This window comes from Streptococcus sp. cx1 (assembly GCF_052384325.1).
Lineage (GTDB): Bacteria > Bacillota > Bacilli > Lactobacillales > Streptococcaceae > Streptococcus > Streptococcus salivarius_G.
This window is the reverse complement of sequence record NZ_JBQSUN010000001.1, coordinates 127,953-144,278: the sequence shown is the minus strand read 5'-3', so window position 1 is coordinate 144,278 and position 16,326 is coordinate 127,953. Positions and strand designations below refer to the sequence as shown.

Sequence of the window (16,326 nt, the reverse complement as noted above, 5' to 3'; positions counted from 1 at the left end):
CTTGTTCATCGTTATTATGATTCAGGATCATCGAGACTACGGCCATGCAAACCTTTTTCACGTTGTATTTGACGTAGTTTTTCAGGTGTCACATCGTTACCCTCTTCGTCAACCACTTTAATTCCTTCGATATGGTGACGAACTGAGCGACGATAGCCCTCAATGTATTCTTCACGAAGTTTTGCTTGCTCCACTGCTTCTTCTGGAGTCAAACCTTCTGTTTTTTTCTTTTTAGCAAGCTCATTGATACGAGCAATTTTTTTAGGATCCATTCCTTTTCACCTCTATTTTGTGTTTAATTGGTTGAAGGCTGCAACAGCATTAGCTTTAGACACAAGACCTGCAAGAAGGGCCAAACGGTTGTTTTTAACAGCTTCATCCTCTGCCATAACCATCGTGTTGTCAAAGAAGGCATCGATGACTGGGCTAAGAGCAAAGAGCTGAGCCAATTTGTCACTAGCTGAACCAGTCAATTCAAGCTCTTCAATTGCTTTAGAAAGGGCTTTTTCTTGGTCATTTTCAAAGAGACTGGCATCGACTGCTACTGAAGCATCTGCTTTTTCTGCCAAGTTGAAGGCACGTGAGAGTGATTCAACAGCCGCCTTGTAACTATCAGCCTTAGCAGCTTCTGAGAGGGCGTCAGCTGCTTCCAGCATATCCGCAACCACGAAGTTTGAACCAGCAAGAACGGCTTCTTTGATATCTTTTGATGTGCGTCCCATCATCTTGTCCACACGCGCTTTGATGAAGTTGATGACTTCTGCTTGATTGTCATAAGAAAGACTATCAAATGAAAGGGCGTAAAGGCTGTCGATCAACTCATCCATAGGGATGTGCCAACCAAAAGCATCCAAGATACGAACAATCCCTTGCGTTGCACGACGAAGCGCATAAGGGTCATTAGAACCTGATGGAATCAAGCCAACTGAGAAGAAGGAAAGGAGAGTATCCAATTTATCTGCAAGCGCAAGGATGGCACCAACCTTAGTCTCTGGAAGAGCTCCGTCTGCTGAATCAGGAAGGTAGTGCTCACGGATAGCTGTCGCAACCGCAGCATCCTCACCAGCAAGGAGGGCGTATTTTTCACCCATGATTCCTTGCAATTCATCGAACTCTCCGACCATACCAGTCAAGAGGTCAAATTTATAGATTTCAGCTGCACGCGCTACGGCTGCCGTTTCTTCGGCAGTCAAACCAGCTTGCTCAGCCAATGATGCGGCAATGACACCAGCACGGGCCATGTGTTCTGAGAGGGAACCGATTTTTTCATGGAAAGTCACGTTAGCCAATTTAGCAACCAGGTCTTCAATCTTGAGTTTTTGGTCTTCACGCCAGAAGAATTCACCATCTTCGAGACGGGCCACCAAGACTTTTTCATTTCCTCGAACAACATTTTCCAAGTGCTCGGCGTTACCGTTACGGACTGAGATGAAGTTTGGTTTAAGCTTACCGTCAAGGTCACGTACAACAAAGTAACGTTGGTGGGTTTCCATTGAGGTCACCAAGACTTCTTCTGGAACGTCCAAATACTTAGTATCGAAACTTCCCATAAATGCAGTTGGGTATTCGACCAAGTTCAAGACTTCATTCAAAAGTCCTTCTTCGATTTGGACTTGAACACCTTGTTCTGCTTCGATAGCTTTGATTTGCTCACGAATCATGTTTTCACGTTCTTTGCTATCCGCAATCACGTAAACAGTACGAAGGTCTTCCTCATAAGAATCCGCATTGGTAATTTCCACTTCATGTCCAAGGAAACGATGTCCACGACTCACACGACCTGACTTGATATCCAAGAAGTCAAGGTCAAGCGCTTCGTCGCCCAAAAGAACTGTCAAGGTGTGAACTGGGCGAATGTATTCAAATGTGTTGTTAGCCCAGTGCATGCTGACAGGGAAAGTCAATGAAGCAAGTACTTCTGGAACGCCAGCCAAGACTTCTTTGGCAGGTTTTCCAGCTTCGTGTTTAGTAACATAAACGTACTCTTCACCTTTGACTTCACGGAATTCGATATCGTCAACAGTCAAGCCTTTCCCACGGACAAATCCTTGCGCCGCTTTTGAGAAGTTACCTTCTGCATCCAAAGCGATTTTCTTAGAAGGACCTTTAAAATCTTCGGTCAAATCGGATTGTTGATCAGCCAAACCAATCACACGGACTGCCAAACGGCGTGGTGTTGAGAAGGTTTGAATGCTTTCGTATGAGAGACGGTTATCATCCAAGAAGGCTGCCATTTTTTCACCGAGTTGTTTTTCACTTGGTGTGACAACGTAGGCTGGCAACTCTTCAAGTCCAAGTTCTACTAATAAGTTTTTTGTCATGTTTTTTCCTTTACAAAATTCTTTTTTCGATAGGCGCCTTAGGTACTGGGGACGTTGCTAACTAACTTTGTGAGGCTGTATGGAAATCTGGTGTCTCCTTGACATAGATTTCCAACAGTCTCATCAAAGTGGATTTAGCTAACTGATTTTTGAACCTAACGTTTCAAAAATTCCCATATACCAGTACAGCGGTGCCTATCCCTTTAGCAAGTCTTCGACTTGCCTCTGGGTAGCCATGTGGGCTCACTAGGTTCGCCCATTTTCCATTCTTGTAACTTTGCTTATTCTTCCTCTTCTGCTAGGAGTTTTGCGCGTGTGGCTTCATCAAGAAGTGGGTAACCAAGTTTCTTACGTTCTGCAACGAAGGTTTTGGCTACGACACGGGCCAAGTTACGGATGCGGGCAATGTAACCGGCACGTTCTGTAACGGACACTGCTCCACGAGCATCTAGCAAGTTAAAAGTATGTGAACATTTCAAAACGTAGTCATAGGCAGGGTGAACAAGACCCAATTCCAAAGCACGTCCTGCTTCTTTTTCAAATTTTTCGAAGTTTTCAAGAAGCATGTCTTGGTCAGAAACTTCAAAGCTGTATTTTGAGTGTTCGTATTCTGGTTGAAGGAAGATTTCCCCGTATTTAACGCCTGGAGCCCACTCAATATCGTAAACAGAATCTACTTCTTGGATGTAAGAAGCCAAACGTTCCAAACCGTAAGTGACCTCAGAAGTTACCGGACCAGTTGCCAATCCACCAACTTGTTGGAAGTAGGTGAACTGAGTGATTTCCATACCGTCAAGCCAAACTTCCCAACCAAGACCAGCTGAACCAGTTGATGGGTTTTCCCAGTTATCTTCAACGAAACGAATATCGTGTTCCAAAGGATTGATGCCCAATTTTTCCAATGACTCAAGGTAGAGCTCTTGGATGTTTGATGGAGAAGGTTTCATAACCACTTGGAATTGGTGGTGTTGGTAAAGGCGGTTTGGGTTTTCCCCGTAACGACCATCTGCTGGACGACGAGATGGCTCTACATAAGCCGCATTCCATGGCTCAGGACCAATGGCACGAAGGAAAGTGTAAGGACTCATGGTTCCCGCACCTTTTTCATTATCATAAGCCTGCATGAGCATACAACCCTGGTCATTCCAGTATTGTTGCAAAGTCAAAATAATTTCTTGAAATGTTAATTTCTTAGACATTGAATACTCCTTGATTAAAAATGATTTCTTGCGACACGAGTCTGCCTCGTCGATTATACGAGGCAGGACGAGTTAGTACTGCGTCTAGCTCAGGCACCCTAGTGCTGAGCGTGGGGCAGTCCGACTGTAAGGAGGTCTCTGCCACTGACGCAGTGGAAGGTTAGTTTTTTAGACATGTTTTACTCCTTATTCATAAAGTTTCTTGTGACTCAGGATACAAAAAGAACCGTGTCTCTGCTCCTAAGTCGTTTGACCTAGGGGCGTCAGAAACGCGGTTCCACCCTAATTTATTACTTCATTTTATCTGTTTGTCTTCAGCCATTTGCTGAGAGAAAGCGCCACTTGCCTACTTTGCTCTACTTGGCTTCCACTGTCCCAAGCTCGCTAGAAAAACGCCATAAGCCCTTCTTTCTTGTCAGTATTATAGCAGAAATAGAGAAACTTGTAAAATAAAATTCTAATCCTTCTTACTAATCCCCATTTCCTGACGAACATGCGCATGGGAGTCTTCATGGAGAATATCATTATCAAGAATTGAGGCTTCTCGAAGTTCTTCGGCCTTTTTCTTGTCCCGATGGGTCAAGTCTTGATTGGGATCATAAGCTTTCTCAACGATAGACAAAAGATGATTTCGAATTTCCTTTTCCTTACGAATCTTAGCTTTTTTGCGGTAGCTAGCAACAACTAGCACTACCAACATCAGCATTCCCAGATAACCGATAATAGGATACATAACCGCTACCAGTTGACGGAAGCCCATGAAGGAAATAGCAAAACCAGCAAGGGCAAATGCGGCCACAAAGAACTTGAAGCGTTTCTCACTACCTGCTGAGAAGCGTTTCCCAAGGGCATAGTAGAGACTAAAGACGGTATTAAAAATCAAACCAAAGATCACCAAGGCGTAAAGTGTCGCAAAGATAGGATTCACTTCCTTAGCAATAGCCAACATAGGAACATCCGAGCTAGCAATTTTATCACTGTTAGCAAAGAGGATCAATGTTGTGACAAAGAAAATCACACCAACCATAAATCCTCCCCAGGCTCCACTCTTTTCGGCTTCATTGATTTTGAGAATAGAGCCACCCATGACAAAGGCCATGGCTATGGCTGACATGACACAAACGGCAAAATAATTAACCACAGACAGCCAAACACTTGGAAAGGGAGATTGAATGGTTTGCGACACCTTATCCATCTCGGCAAAATCCCAGTGACGCCCTAAAACATTGGTCACGAATATCATGGCAATCATAACCAAAATCATAGGGGTAAAAATTCCAATAACACCAATGATTTTTTTGAAATCTAGGAAACTCACAAAGATTGTCAGAGCTGTACACAGGAAGGCACCTACCCAAATCGGAAAGCCGAACTGTTGGTTTAGGTTAGCCCCTGCCCCCGCTGTCATAACAAAGCCAAACAGGAAACAAGTGATAATCAAAGCGATATCCAAAATACGGTAGATAACAGGGTGACTGATTTCTGCCAGGACTACTGAGTGATCGTCTGAGCGGTAATAACTTCCCAGAGCAATCATGAGTCGCCCAAAGCCAACATGCAAAACTCCTAGAACTATGACACCTATCAGTCCCCAGGCTCCAAAACTAACAAAATACTGTAAGAGGTCCTGTCCTGAAGATACCCCTGCACCAATCATTACACCGACATAGGCCAGGGCAATGCTCCAAATACGTTTTGACATATTACCTCCTGTAAAATACAAAGTATTTTTATTTTACACTACTCTAACACCTTTGTAAAAATCAATAAAAAACAGCACTTTCATAAGAAAGTGCTACTCATACTCTTATTTTTCCCAACCTTTTCGTCCATCAACAAAGGTTGCTTGTAATTCCAAGGAGTCATCTAATACAATAAAATCAGCTGGTAAACCTGCTTTTAGGCTTCCGCAAGTATTTTCAAGCCCAACCGATTTAGCTGGAACACTAGTGGCCATTTGTAAGGCTTGAGCAACTGTCACAAGTCCCCAATCAACCACATGTTTGACTCCGTCTTTAAGTTGTAAGATAGATCCAGCTAGATTACCACCTTCTTTGAGGCGGGCGGTACCATTTTCAACAATAACAGGAAGTTCGCCTAACATATAGTCGCCGTCCGGACAGCCTCCCGCTGACATACAGTCTGTAATTAGGGCAACTCCTTGAGGTGTCTTTTGCTTGATAAGAACTTTACAAGCTGCAGGGACCACGTGATGACCATCTGCAATCAGCTCACCAATAGTTTCTGGACTATCGAAGGCTGCCCCAACCATACCTGGCTCACGGTGGGTAAAGCCACGCATCCCGTTGTAGACGTGAACCCAAACGGACGCCCCAGCTTCCACTGCTGCCATGGCTTCTTCATATGTGGCATTGGAATGACCTAGAGCGATGGTCACACCTTGCTTGGTTGCTTCTTGGATAAATTCAGCCACTCCCTCACGTTCAGGAGCAAGGGCCAATTTAATCAGTTTTCCTTGAGCCGCCTCCTGCCATTCCTTCAATTGTTCCACACTTGGATTGCCCATATACTTAGGATTTTGAGCTCCCTTGTAGGTTTCAGTGAAATAAGGTCCTTCAAAGAAGAGCCCTTGAATTTTGGCGCCAGTCTCCTTACCAACCGTATTAGCTGTTGTTTGGCAAATTGCCTTCAACTCTTCAAATGGCGCTGTTAAAGCTGTCGGTAAGAAGGAGGTCACACCTGCTGAAAGCAAGGCCTGACTCATGCCTAGAAGACTTTCCTCAGAATTATCCATGACATCATAACCCGCAAATCCATGAATGTGAGTATCTACAAGACCCGGAGAAATCTGATAATCACTGTAATCTAATACCTCTGCACCTTCTGGTACATTTTCCGTCCAGTCACCAAAACGGCTATCCTCAACCGCTAGGTAGCCACCTTCCTTGATTTTATGTTCAAAGTAAAAACGTTTGGCTGAAATATAATAGGTCATAGGACCACCTCTCATCATTTTTCTATGTTTTTAATACGCTTTCATTATAACAAAAAAGCCGAGAAATTTTCTCGACTTTCTCTATTAAATCACACCTTCTGTAACCTTTTCAACAAGGTTAATCGCATGATCTGCGATACGTGTGTAATGTGAGAGGTAATCAACATAGTTGATACCTGCTTGCGCAGTACACTCACCATTGTTAAGACGTTTGGTATGTATTTTACGCAATTGTTTTTCAAGTTTTTCCAACTCTTCATGGCGAAGGATGACTTGACCTGCAAGTACCTTATCGTCATCTACAACAACACGAATACTATCAAGGGCGATACGGTGAGTACGGTTGTAAACATCCGCAAGCTCAGCCTTGGCAGTATCAGAAAATTCAATTCCCTTATTATGAATGTGTTGTGAAAGGTTTGCACTTGCAACTGCAAGGTCACCAATACGCTCCAAGTCACGAACAGAGTCAAGCACACTTGCCAACACTTCATTTTCAGAAACGCTTAGAGATTCGTTAGAGATGTCAATCAAGTAAGTTGTCAACTCTTCGTCAATACTATTAACTGCTGTTTCATACTTCTCAACCTTATCATAGTATTTCTCATCTCCCTTAGCAAAGAAAGCATAGGAAGCTTCCAAAGACTGGATAGCGTATGATGCCAAGTGCACCAATTCTTTCTTAGCATTACCAAGGGCGATAGCTGGTGCCTGTGTGATAAGCAAACGGTCCAAGTAGAGTGCTTCGTACTTGTTAATTTCGTCCTCACCAGGAATAATCTTAGTTACAAGGTAAGCCAAGAGTCCGATGAATGGGAATTGAACGATAGTATTTGCGATGTTAAAAGTACCGTGAGCAAAGGCGATAGTCATCTCAGGTGTCAAACCAAGCACAGACTTAAACCATTGAATCAAGGCTGTGAATGGTACCAAGAGAATCAAACACAAGACCGTCCCGATGACGTTGAACAGGACGTGAGCCCCCGCCACACGTTTAGCTGCAATGTTTGAACCAAGAGCAGCTAGAACCGCTGTGATAGTCGTCCCGATATTATCTCCAAAGAGGATTGGAAGGGCACCTTGCAGATCAAGCAAACCACCTGAGTAGAGGCTCTGAAGAATACCGATGGTCGCTGCTGACGATTGAATCAACATGGTCAAGCCAGCACCGATGATAACCCCCATGACTGGGCGATCACCCAAGGTTGCCAAGTAGTCCTTAAAGGCTGTAACTGACTTCAAAGGTTCTACCGCATCTCCCATAAGGTTAAGGGCAAAGAAAATCCCCCCAACACCAAACAAGATACGTCCTAGATTATTGAGCTTCTTATTGCTTGTAAAGAAGAGAAGCGCAGCCCCCAGGAAAATCACTGGAAGGGCATAGTCACCAAGCTTGAAACCAATCATGAAGGAAGTTACGGTTGTACCGATGTTTGCCCCCATGACAATACCAATAGCCTGACGAAGACTCAAAAGCCCTGCCGAAACCAGACCGACGACAATAACGGTAACCCCTGAACTCGATTGAATCAAGGCCGTCATGACAATACCAATCAAAACCCCTAAAAACGGGTTGCTGGTATACTTATCGATGTAAAAGCGCAACTTATCTCCGGCTGCTTGTTGAAGACCATCTCCCATATACTTGATACTAAAGAGGAAAAGCCCCAAACCACCGAGGAAAGAAAACGCAATATCTTGCCAATTTACTGACACATTTTTGTCCTCATTATTTAAAAATTTTCGGTTAAACCGACCTTTCTATTGTATCGATTTATTAGGGAATAGACAAGGCTTTTTCCACAAAATAATAGAAAGATCAGAAGAAATTCTGACCTTTCTAGATATCTTATTTAATCCACTTGAACATAACGGCGAACACCACTATAGCTGATGTAAGAAATCCAACTATGATCGTCTTGAGTAACCTTCATATCAAAGTTAATCTTATCGCCTGCTTCTAAGTAAAATTCAACTGGAGCTGTATCACTAGGAGTATTTTTGACAACTGTGCGTTTGGTAAGCGTGTAACTGCCAGATTCTGCTATACCACCATCAATTGGAAGTTGATTGTCAGTAACTGTCACATCTTTAGGTAGCGTCACATTGTCTGATTCTTTAAAGTAGACCTTTGTTCCACCAGTACTGGTTACTTGAATGGTATCTTGTTCATAGCTAGGACCAGAAATAGCTGCCTTTTTAGAAACAAAACTAATATCGCCAACAATACCAGAGGTGTCACCCCTATCTCTTGAAAGGGTAGCATCATACTTACCTGAGCCCTCTTGATAATTATCTTTCGGATGCACATAATTGTGAACTGTCGCTTGACCTTGGGCAGTGATATCTCCTACTAGACTAGTATTGTTAAAGACCAGACGACTACCATCACTGGACTTCCAAGTTCCAGCAATACTATCAAACTGACCACGCGCTACAGCACTCACATCCATATCCACGGTGGTTACTTGCGTATCCGTTTTAGCTTGAGCTTGACTGCTAGATTGGCTACTTGAAGCTTGGCTATCACTTGAGCTCTTTGGCGCTTGAGATTGACTGGCTGAAGATTGGCTCTCGTTTGATGATTTAGGTGCTTGGGACTGGCTACTTGAGGGAACTGATGAACTCTTTGAAGATGATGACTGAGCCTGACTACTACTCGAACTTGGGACAGAAGCCTTTTGACTACTTTGCGTGCTTGAAGACTCCGTCTTTGCACCCGAAGATTCCTTGGCCTTAGCACTAGACTTGCTAGTCTTACCGCTATCTTTACTGGATGTTTTAGCCTTACTTGATGAGGTCACCTGGCTACTCTTAGGCGTCTTATCTGCTGAACTCGATTCCTTATGGCTGGAACAGGCCGTCAGCAAAACCATTGAGGAAAGGGTAACCATGGAAAGCACGATTGCTTGGGAAAATTTGTTTTTCATAATTATTTCCTCATTTCTAGTCTATCGCAAAAAGTAAAGATAGGACCTATGTTACAAGGCAACATTGGGTTCTCTCTACTTTTAAGGGAATAATCTTTTCTACACTTTTATTATATCATTTTCTAATGTAAGCGTTAACATATTAGGATTGTAAATTCTAAAAAAGAGATGAAAATCTCTTGAATCCTTGTGATATAATGGAGACAAAAATTGAAAGTTATATCATGACAATCTATCTTCTAGCACAAGTATTCTCAGCCATCGGAGCTCTCTGTGTCGCTATTTCCTCTTTTGCAAAATCAAAACATAAAATGCTGGTCTGGCAAATTACCGACTACATTTTTACTGCTATTGCCAACCTCTTATTGGGTGGCTATACCGGTGCTTTAACCATTAGTATTTCCATCATACGTAATAGCTTGATGGTCAAAAAGAAGATGACCAAGACTATCTTGACCATCCTCATCATTATTCAAATCATTGTAGGAACCTATCTCAATCAGCTTGGACTTATTGGCTATCTGCCAATCATCTCTTCAGTCTCTTATAGTTTAGCGATTGCTGCCACACCAAACCTTCAGTGGCTTCGCTGGGTCATCATTGAGAATATGTTACTCTGGCTGATTTACGATTTGACCATTCAGGCCTACCCCGCTGCCATAACTGATATTACCATCACACTAACCACTCTCATTGCCATTATCCAAAATCAAAAAACCTTTAGCAGATAGAAGCTAAAGGTCTTTTTCTTATAAAGCCCAAGTACGAATAGCGTGAGCTACACCTGCCTCGTCATTTGTCAAGGTCACATACTTACACAACTCTTTAATGTCGTCACTAGCATTACCCATGGCAACACTTTGACCGACGAATTGAAGCATTTCAAGGTCATTAGCAGCATCACCCAGAGCCATGATTTGATCTGGAGCAATTCCAAGTTTTTCCGCTAAATGCTTAAGTCCGCTGGCCTTAGTTGCCCCCTGTGGCATGATTTCAAAGATATATTCTTGGCTACGAACTGTGCTATAGCTCTGATCAAGTCTGTCTTGCACAGCATTTTGGAAGGCATCCAAAGGTTCAGAATCAGCCATATACATGGCTTGGAAAATCACTTGCCCTTCCGCAAAGATTTCTTCCAAACTCCTAGCTTTTGCTTCTGTGAAAACAGTCCCAGCATCATATGCTACTAGCTCAGGCACCTCATCGCCCACAACATAGTAAGTTTTTTCACCAGTAAAGGTTAGAGCCACCTCTGGGAAGTCTTCGCAAGCCTGCAAGAGTTCTTCCATCTCGGAGCGAGATAAACTTTCATATTGAAGCAACTTCCAATTTTTTGTCTCATAAGTTGAACAGCCATTATTCATGATAATGTACTCTTCTTCACTCAGTCCTAATTTCTCAAAATGGGGAAGAATGCCTGAACGTGGGCGTCCTGTACAAAGGACAATTTTGATACCTGCCGCAGCTGCTTCTTGAATAGCCTTAATATTCTCTTCAGGGATCTCTTTTTGGCTATCCAAGAGTGTTCCGTCCATATCTATTGCAATGAGTTTCACTTGGTTCTGATTCATTTTACTCTCCTTCGACCCTAATAAGTGTCATAAATGGTTAACTGATATTGTTCAATGATGCTGTTTAATTTGTCTCCATAGGTTGTGTCCGTAGCGTAGACCCCTGTTAGGGCTGCTGTTGCATCCTTATAATTCTTAGTCTTGGAACGGTGCACCCCTACATAGTAGCTTCCCTCAAGGAAATCCACATAGTCCTGTAAAGAATTTTCCACAGAACCATAAGAACGAAAAGCCGCATCAATATAGTAAGGATTGCCCTTACCATCATCCTCCCAGGTCGGTAGGGTCACACTTTGACCATTGTAGTCCCCCTTAATCCCAAAGAAGTTATAGGACGGCTTCTGACTCAAAGTAGATTGTCCAGAGTCAGATTCCAAGATGGCCTGAGCTATCATAACAGATGCATAAAGATCATTTCTAGCTGCCAAATAGCGCGACGTCTCACCAATCTCAGCAATAAAAGCAACCGTCGTCTCATCCGTAGACGTCATGTTCTTTTCCATGGTCAACCTTGGAAAATTTAAACTAGCTAGGAGTCCCAATAAGGCAAATAGGCCGATAAAAATCAGACTCCACTTTTGGAAAAATTTAGGAAAGAGCAAGAAAGACTTCTGTTTCTTTTTAGTTTTCTTAGGTCTAGCTTTAGACTTACTTTTCTTTTTTCCTTTCGCCAATCGGTCACCCCCTCAAATCATACTAACTCTCCTAAGTATATCAAAAATCACTAAAAAAGACCCAAACCAACTGGTTTAAGTCTCTATTATTCCTATATTGCATCTCCACTACGTTCGCCAGTACGGATACGGATAACATCATCAATGGGAATGATGAAGATTTTCCCGTCACCAACATCTCCAGTCGCCACGGCGTTCCGAATGGCATCAACAACCTCGTCAACCGCTAGATCTTTGACTACAATTTCAACCTTAACCTTAGCTAGTAAGGTTGGAACAATGCGCTGTCCACGAACAAACTCTGCAAAGCCACGTTGATTACCGTAACCCAGAACTTGACTTACAGTCATCCCCTTGGCCAAGCCACTACCAGTCAAGGCATTTTTCAAATCTTCCAATTTATCCGAACGAATAATCGCTTCTACTTTTTTCATCTGTATTCTCCTACGAATCTAAGCCCATAAAGGTTGGATAGGCTGTCTCTTTGTGTTCACAGTCATCAAGACCAATAGCTTCATCACGGTCACTAACACGCAAAGGCATATAATGAGCAATTACTTTAATAATACCATAGGTCACAAGAGCAGACCAAATAGCTGTAAAGACAATAGCCAAAATGGTCACAACAAAGAGATGGGCCTTTCCATAAATCAAGCCAATATTGGCCTTATCTAGGGCTAAATCTGGTGTCGTAAAAATCGCAGTAGCCAAACCACCAAAGATACCTCCAACACCGTGGCAACCAAAAGCATCCAAAGCATCATCATAGGCAAAACGTTTCTTCAAGACAGAAATAGCATAGAAACAAATCGGACTAACCATAAGACCAATTAGAATAGCGCTCCAAATTGAAACAAAACCTGCTCCAGGTGTGATTGCAACCAGTCCTGCCACCAAACCGGTTGAACCACCAACCAAGGATGGATGTCCTGTGACATGTTTTTCAATTGCCAACCATGAAAACATGGCTGCAGCAGCTGAAACATGGGTGGTTACTAGCGCGTGCACTGCCAAGCCATTAGCAGCCAAGGCTGATCCTGCATTAAATCCAAACCAACCAAACCATAAGAGACCCGCTCCCAATAGAACAAAAGGAACATTATGAGGACGGTGTTCTAAAATGCCAAAATCACGGCGTTTACCAACAACGATTGCCAAAACCAAGGCTGATACCCCAGAGGTAATATGAACCACATCACCACCTGCGAAGTCAATTGTCCCCCATTTAGCAAGGAGCCCTTCGTCCCAAACCATATGTGCAAATGGATAGTAGACAAGAATCAACCAAAAGACAACAAAGATGGCTAAAGGTGTAAAGCGCATCCTTCCTACCACTGAACCCGTCAAAATCGCCACACAGATAATTGAAAACATCATCTGAAAAGCAGCAAACAGCATATCAGGAATGGTTAGACCACGACTTGAGGCAGTTTCAGACACGCCATTTAAAAAAAGGTGACTGAAATTACCGAAGATGTTCCCATGACCGCCAAAAGAAAGCGAGTAGCCAGCAACAATCCACAAGAGAGAAGCTATAGCTAAGGGAAGAACAGACATCATCATGGTATTGATAACATTCTTACGACGTCCGAGCCCACCATAGAAGAAAGCCAAGGCCGGTGTCATCAAACAAACCATGGCTGAACAAATCAATATAAAGGCACTGCTACCTGTATCCATGAAACCACTCCAATTCTCAAATTATTTTATGTCAGATAATATAACACAAAAACATGAGATAAACAAGCGTATTTACGGAATTTTTTGATAATTCTTTCTTTTCTGACATCTTATGTCGCCACAAAAAAAGGAGCCTCTTAAACCCCATGAAAAAGGTTATAAAGCTCTTGTCTGTTTATTTTTCGCTCTTTAGCAACGGTTTTTATAGCCTGATTAGGTTTCATGCCAGAAGCAATTAAAGCTTCAACAGCCTCTACTGGCGTAACATCTGATGTTAGATTTTCTTCCCTATCATTTTCAGAAGCTCCAGCCACAATCAGTAAACATTCTCCCTTGAGAGGATTACTAGCAATATAATCTAAAATTTCTGAAATTGACCCTCGCTGGTACTCTTCATAAAGCTTGGTTAATTCTCGAACTAGCGTTACTTGACGATCGCCATAGACCTCATGCATATTTTCAAGGGTATCCGCCACACGGTATGGTGAGTCGTAAAAAATCTGTGTCTCAGGATAAGATACTTTTTCCTTGAAGAAATCAATCTGCTGTCCCTTTTTACGAGGCAGGAAGCCATAAAAAATATGAGGTTGGGGTGCTAAACCACTGGCAATCAAGGCTGTAATACCAGCCGATGCTCCCGGTAAGGCCACCACAGGAATATCCTCAGCAATGGCGGCTTTGACCAAATCATGCCCAGGATCCGAAATGGAAGGCATACCCGCATCAGAAACCTGAGCCAAAGAAAGACCTGACTTCAAACGCTCCAGTAAATCTGGAATTTTCTCATAGGCATTGTGCTCATGAAAAGAATACTGCTTGGTTTCAATCTCAAAATGCTTGAGCAAGAGACCCGTATTGCGCGTGTCCTCTGCACAAATAAGGTCTACCTCTTTCAAGATTTGAACACTGCGAAAAGTCATATCCTGCAAATTCCCAATAGGTGTGGGAACCAGGTAGAGGGTACCGTAGTTAGACTGCCCCTTAAAACTCTTTTGAACCTGCATGCTTAATCTCCGTACAACAATTCTGCACAGAAGCCACAAGCCTCATTATTATCACGACGTTGACCATAAAAATCTGGACAAATATGGAATCCATCATCATAAATGGCCTCGAGGTTCACCTTGCCATGAGACATCTTAGTTCCTGTCTCCTCTTGAACCACTTGACTCAAGTGTTCACGCAACTTGTCGTTTTCCAACTTGAGGGCTGTATTCTCATCAAGAATCCCTGAGAAGTTCGCCTTAATTGCTTCTACTTCTGCCAACATTGACATCAAATTTTGTGATAATTCTTCGAACTTATCATACAATTCACGCTTTTCCATTTAGCTGAACTTCCTCCACTCCATAAATTAGGGGCGCACGCCCTTTTTCAAACACAACCTTAATAGTCCCTGCAATCACATCAATGGCAACAACTTGACCTTTCCCATCCTTGGTTTCAATTTCATCACCCAAATCAGGATAACTAGCCTTGCTATCTCGGTAAAAGTCATCTTCATAACTGAGACAACACATAAGTCGACCACAGACCCCATTCATCTTACCAGAATTCAAAGATAAACTCTGATTTTTAGCCATCTTAATCGATACTGGTGGGAATTCACCCAAAAAACTAGAACAACAAAGTGCCCGGCCACAAGGTCCTAAGCCACCATAGATTTTTGATTCCTCACGACTTGAAATTTGACGCAACTCAATGCGTGTCTTAAAGTAAGCTGCCAAATCCTTGAGCAACTGACGAAAATCGACTCTCTTTTCAGCCACAAAACTAATCAGTACATAAGAGCTATTTAGAGGAAAAACGATGTCAACCACTTTCATATCTAGTTGATTTTGAGTGATTAAATCAGCCACCACAGACATACTCTTTTCAGCCTTCAAAAGATTTTCATCATATCTGGCAAAATCCCTCTCTCCGGCTAGGCCTTCAACTCGGTTCAAATCAGTAGGCAAACTAACTTCAGGAAAATCAGTGTTTTCCATGACAACCTGAGCTAGGCGCTTATCTTTTTTCTCCAAAACGACTACAAAGTCATCTTTGGCGTAATTTTTATCAGGAACAACGTATTCTACTGCTCCAGTTTCTTCAAATTTTATTCCAATGACTTCTGTCATGATAATACCATATACTCCATCGCATTTTGAAAGCTGACATTAGCTAGCCACATTTTTCGTGCCTCATAAACTAAGTCTAGCCATCGTCTTGCTTGTGGATTTTGTATATCCTTCCCCAATTGATAAGTTAAAAAAGCCCAGACCATCTCTTGTTCCGACTTTTCACTACACTGGACAGCCAGTTTTGCAACGTCCAAATAAAGCAGGTCCTGATTAGATAGCAGGGACTGTGTGAAACGCTCTACTGTATTAATCAGATCAAGAATCTTATTATCTTTAGCTAAGTCTAAAGCCTGAACATCATCTTTAGCAAAGTCCGCCAACACTTTGGCTTGTGTCAGCAACAAGCCTTCCTTCTGCAACAACTCTTCCAGATAAGCCCGATTCTTTGGAAAATAAAAGAGTTGAGCTCGGCTTTTAATCGTCGGTAACATACGACTATCATCAGCTGTCAAAAGAAAAATATAAATCTGACTTTGAGGTTCTTCAATAAACTTTAAAAGACTGTTAGCAGCATTGACGTGCATCTTATCTGCATCCCGAATGATAAAAACCTGAGCCTGCCCCTCAAAACTCGATTGACTAAACTCTCTAGTCAACTGACGAATCGTGTCCGTCTTAATAATCTGTCCTTGTGGCTCTACTAATTTAACATCAGAAAAGTCCCCTTGTGCAATCAAGCGACAGGGACGACAGTGACCACAAGGTAGACCATTCTCAGGAGTCAGACAAAACCGACTCTGTGCTAGCCAAATAGCCATGTCGAGACTTCCAAAATCACCCGAAAACAAATAAGCATGACTCAAACGATTTTCTCTGATAATTTGTGAAAACTCTTCAAATAGTTTGCTTTGACTTTCAGCTAACTTCATCTT

At 42.6% G+C, this 16,326-nt stretch carries 16 protein-coding genes; 1 reads left to right on the top strand and 15 read right to left on the bottom strand.

The genetic code is table 11. From position 1 onward, the window contains the following. Positions 1-14: 14 nt before the first annotated feature. From ACT170_RS00680 to ACT170_RS00650, 7 genes are all read right to left on the bottom strand, one after another. A complete protein-coding gene (locus tag ACT170_RS00680) occupies positions 15-272 on the bottom strand; it encodes a DUF896 family protein (RefSeq protein WP_045769030.1) in 258 nt (85 codons plus the stop codon). Positions 273-284: 12 nt separating this feature from the next. Further along, positions 285-2,321 (bottom strand): glycine--tRNA ligase subunit beta, encoded by a 2,037-nt coding sequence (glyS, locus tag ACT170_RS00675; RefSeq protein WP_444817895.1) that lies wholly within the window; start codon positions 2,319-2,321, stop codon positions 285-287. Positions 2,322-2,602: 281 nt separating this feature from the next. Beyond that, positions 2,603-3,520, bottom strand: a complete 918-nt coding sequence (gene glyQ, locus ACT170_RS00670) for a glycine--tRNA ligase subunit alpha (RefSeq protein ID WP_002886077.1) — start codon at positions 3,518-3,520, stop codon at positions 2,603-2,605. A 457-nt stretch (positions 3,521-3,977) separates the two neighbouring features. Continuing rightward, positions 3,978-5,222: a YkvI family membrane protein gene (locus ACT170_RS00665; RefSeq protein ID WP_037601981.1), complete on the bottom strand. Its 1,245-nt coding sequence runs from the start codon at positions 5,220-5,222 to the stop codon at positions 3,978-3,980. A gap of 105 nt (positions 5,223-5,327) precedes the next feature. Continuing rightward, the gene (gene nagA / locus ACT170_RS00660; RefSeq protein ID WP_048790603.1) at positions 5,328-6,476 is read right to left on the bottom strand and encodes an N-acetylglucosamine-6-phosphate deacetylase; all 1,149 of its coding nucleotides are present in this window, start codon (positions 6,474-6,476) and stop codon (positions 5,328-5,330) included. A gap of 84 nt (positions 6,477-6,560) precedes the next feature. Then, positions 6,561-8,192 (bottom strand): Na/Pi cotransporter family protein, encoded by a 1,632-nt coding sequence (locus tag ACT170_RS00655; RefSeq protein ID WP_444817894.1) that lies wholly within the window; start codon positions 8,190-8,192, stop codon positions 6,561-6,563. A gap of 137 nt (positions 8,193-8,329) precedes the next feature. After that, a complete protein-coding gene (locus tag ACT170_RS00650) occupies positions 8,330-9,406 on the bottom strand; it encodes an SH3 domain-containing protein (RefSeq protein WP_021144569.1) in 1,077 nt (358 codons plus the stop codon). A gap of 224 nt (positions 9,407-9,630) precedes the next feature. Between ACT170_RS00650 and ACT170_RS00645 the strand changes: the two genes are divergently transcribed. Beyond that, positions 9,631-10,137, top strand: a complete 507-nt coding sequence (locus ACT170_RS00645) for a YgjV family protein (RefSeq protein ID WP_175063613.1) — start codon at positions 9,631-9,633, stop codon at positions 10,135-10,137. An 18-nt stretch (positions 10,138-10,155) separates the two neighbouring features. Here ACT170_RS00645 and ACT170_RS00640 read toward each other — a convergent pair whose 3' ends face one another. From ACT170_RS00640 to ACT170_RS00605, 8 genes are all read right to left on the bottom strand, one after another. Next, the gene (locus ACT170_RS00640; protein WP_175063612.1) at positions 10,156-10,977 is read right to left on the bottom strand and encodes a Cof-type HAD-IIB family hydrolase; all 822 of its coding nucleotides are present in this window, start codon (positions 10,975-10,977) and stop codon (positions 10,156-10,158) included. A 17-nt stretch (positions 10,978-10,994) separates the two neighbouring features. Then, a complete protein-coding gene (locus ACT170_RS00635; protein WP_048790595.1) occupies positions 10,995-11,651 on the bottom strand; it encodes a glucosaminidase domain-containing protein in 657 nt (218 codons plus the stop codon). Positions 11,652-11,743: 92 nt separating this feature from the next. Then, on the bottom strand, positions 11,744-12,085 hold the full coding sequence (locus ACT170_RS00630; protein ID WP_175063611.1) for a P-II family nitrogen regulator: 342 nt from the start codon (positions 12,083-12,085) through the stop codon (positions 11,744-11,746). Between the two features lie 10 nt (positions 12,086-12,095). After that, on the bottom strand, positions 12,096-13,331 hold the full coding sequence (locus ACT170_RS00625) for an ammonium transporter (protein ID WP_014634017.1): 1,236 nt from the start codon (positions 13,329-13,331) through the stop codon (positions 12,096-12,098). A 137-nt stretch (positions 13,332-13,468) separates the two neighbouring features. Further along, positions 13,469-14,335, bottom strand: a complete 867-nt coding sequence (rsmI, locus tag ACT170_RS00620; protein WP_179968674.1) for a 16S rRNA (cytidine(1402)-2'-O)-methyltransferase — start codon at positions 14,333-14,335, stop codon at positions 13,469-13,471. A gap of 2 nt (positions 14,336-14,337) precedes the next feature. Then, positions 14,338-14,658: a DNA replication initiation control protein YabA gene (gene yabA / locus ACT170_RS00615; protein WP_002887582.1), complete on the bottom strand. Its 321-nt coding sequence runs from the start codon at positions 14,656-14,658 to the stop codon at positions 14,338-14,340. Next, entirely contained in the window at positions 14,645-15,451 is an 807-nt protein-coding gene (gene ricT / locus ACT170_RS00610) for a regulatory iron-sulfur-containing complex subunit RicT (RefSeq protein ID WP_324711867.1), read from the bottom strand. The genes yabA and ricT overlap by 14 nt, the downstream gene beginning before the upstream one ends. Continuing rightward, positions 15,448-16,323, bottom strand: coding sequence for a DNA polymerase III subunit delta' (locus ACT170_RS00605; protein WP_070654894.1), 876 nt, complete (start codon positions 16,321-16,323; stop codon positions 15,448-15,450). The genes ricT and ACT170_RS00605 overlap by 4 nt, the downstream gene beginning before the upstream one ends. Positions 16,324-16,326: the final 3 nt, after the last annotated feature.

Bases quoted from the DNA above. Each gene is read 5' to 3' on its own strand.
- ricT (WP_324711867.1), bottom strand. From the start codon at position 15,451: ATGACAGAAGTCATTGGAATAAAATTTGAAGAAACTGGAGCAGTAGAA.
- glyQ (WP_002886077.1), bottom strand. From the start codon at position 3,520: ATGTCTAAGAAATTAACATTTCAAGAAATTATTTTGACTTTGCAACAA.
- ACT170_RS00640 (WP_175063612.1), bottom strand. From the start codon at position 10,977: ATGAATCAGAACCAAGTGAAACTCATTGCAATAGATATGGACGGAACA.
- yabA (WP_002887582.1), bottom strand. From the start codon at position 14,658: ATGGAAAAGCGTGAATTGTATGATAAGTTCGAAGAATTATCACAAAAT.
- ACT170_RS00680 (WP_045769030.1), bottom strand. From the start codon at position 272: ATGGATCCTAAAAAAATTGCTCGTATCAATGAGCTTGCTAAAAAGAAA.
- ACT170_RS00650 (WP_021144569.1), bottom strand. From the start codon at position 9,406: ATGAAAAACAAATTTTCCCAAGCAATCGTGCTTTCCATGGTTACCCTT.
- ACT170_RS00645 (WP_175063613.1), top strand. From the start codon at position 9,631: ATGACAATCTATCTTCTAGCACAAGTATTCTCAGCCATCGGAGCTCTC.
- nagA (WP_048790603.1), bottom strand. From the start codon at position 6,476: ATGACCTATTATATTTCAGCCAAACGTTTTTACTTTGAACATAAAATC.
- ACT170_RS00665 (WP_037601981.1), bottom strand. From the start codon at position 5,222: ATGTCAAAACGTATTTGGAGCATTGCCCTGGCCTATGTCGGTGTAATG.
- glyS (WP_444817895.1), bottom strand. From the start codon at position 2,321: ATGACAAAAAACTTATTAGTAGAACTTGGACTTGAAGAGTTGCCAGCC.
- ACT170_RS00625 (WP_014634017.1), bottom strand. From the start codon at position 13,331: ATGGATACAGGTAGCAGTGCCTTTATATTGATTTGTTCAGCCATGGTT.
- ACT170_RS00605 (WP_070654894.1), bottom strand. From the start codon at position 16,323: ATGAAGTTAGCTGAAAGTCAAAGCAAACTATTTGAAGAGTTTTCACAA.
- ACT170_RS00630 (WP_175063611.1), bottom strand. From the start codon at position 12,085: ATGAAAAAAGTAGAAGCGATTATTCGTTCGGATAAATTGGAAGATTTG.
- rsmI (WP_179968674.1), bottom strand. From the start codon at position 14,335: ATGCAGGTTCAAAAGAGTTTTAAGGGGCAGTCTAACTACGGTACCCTC.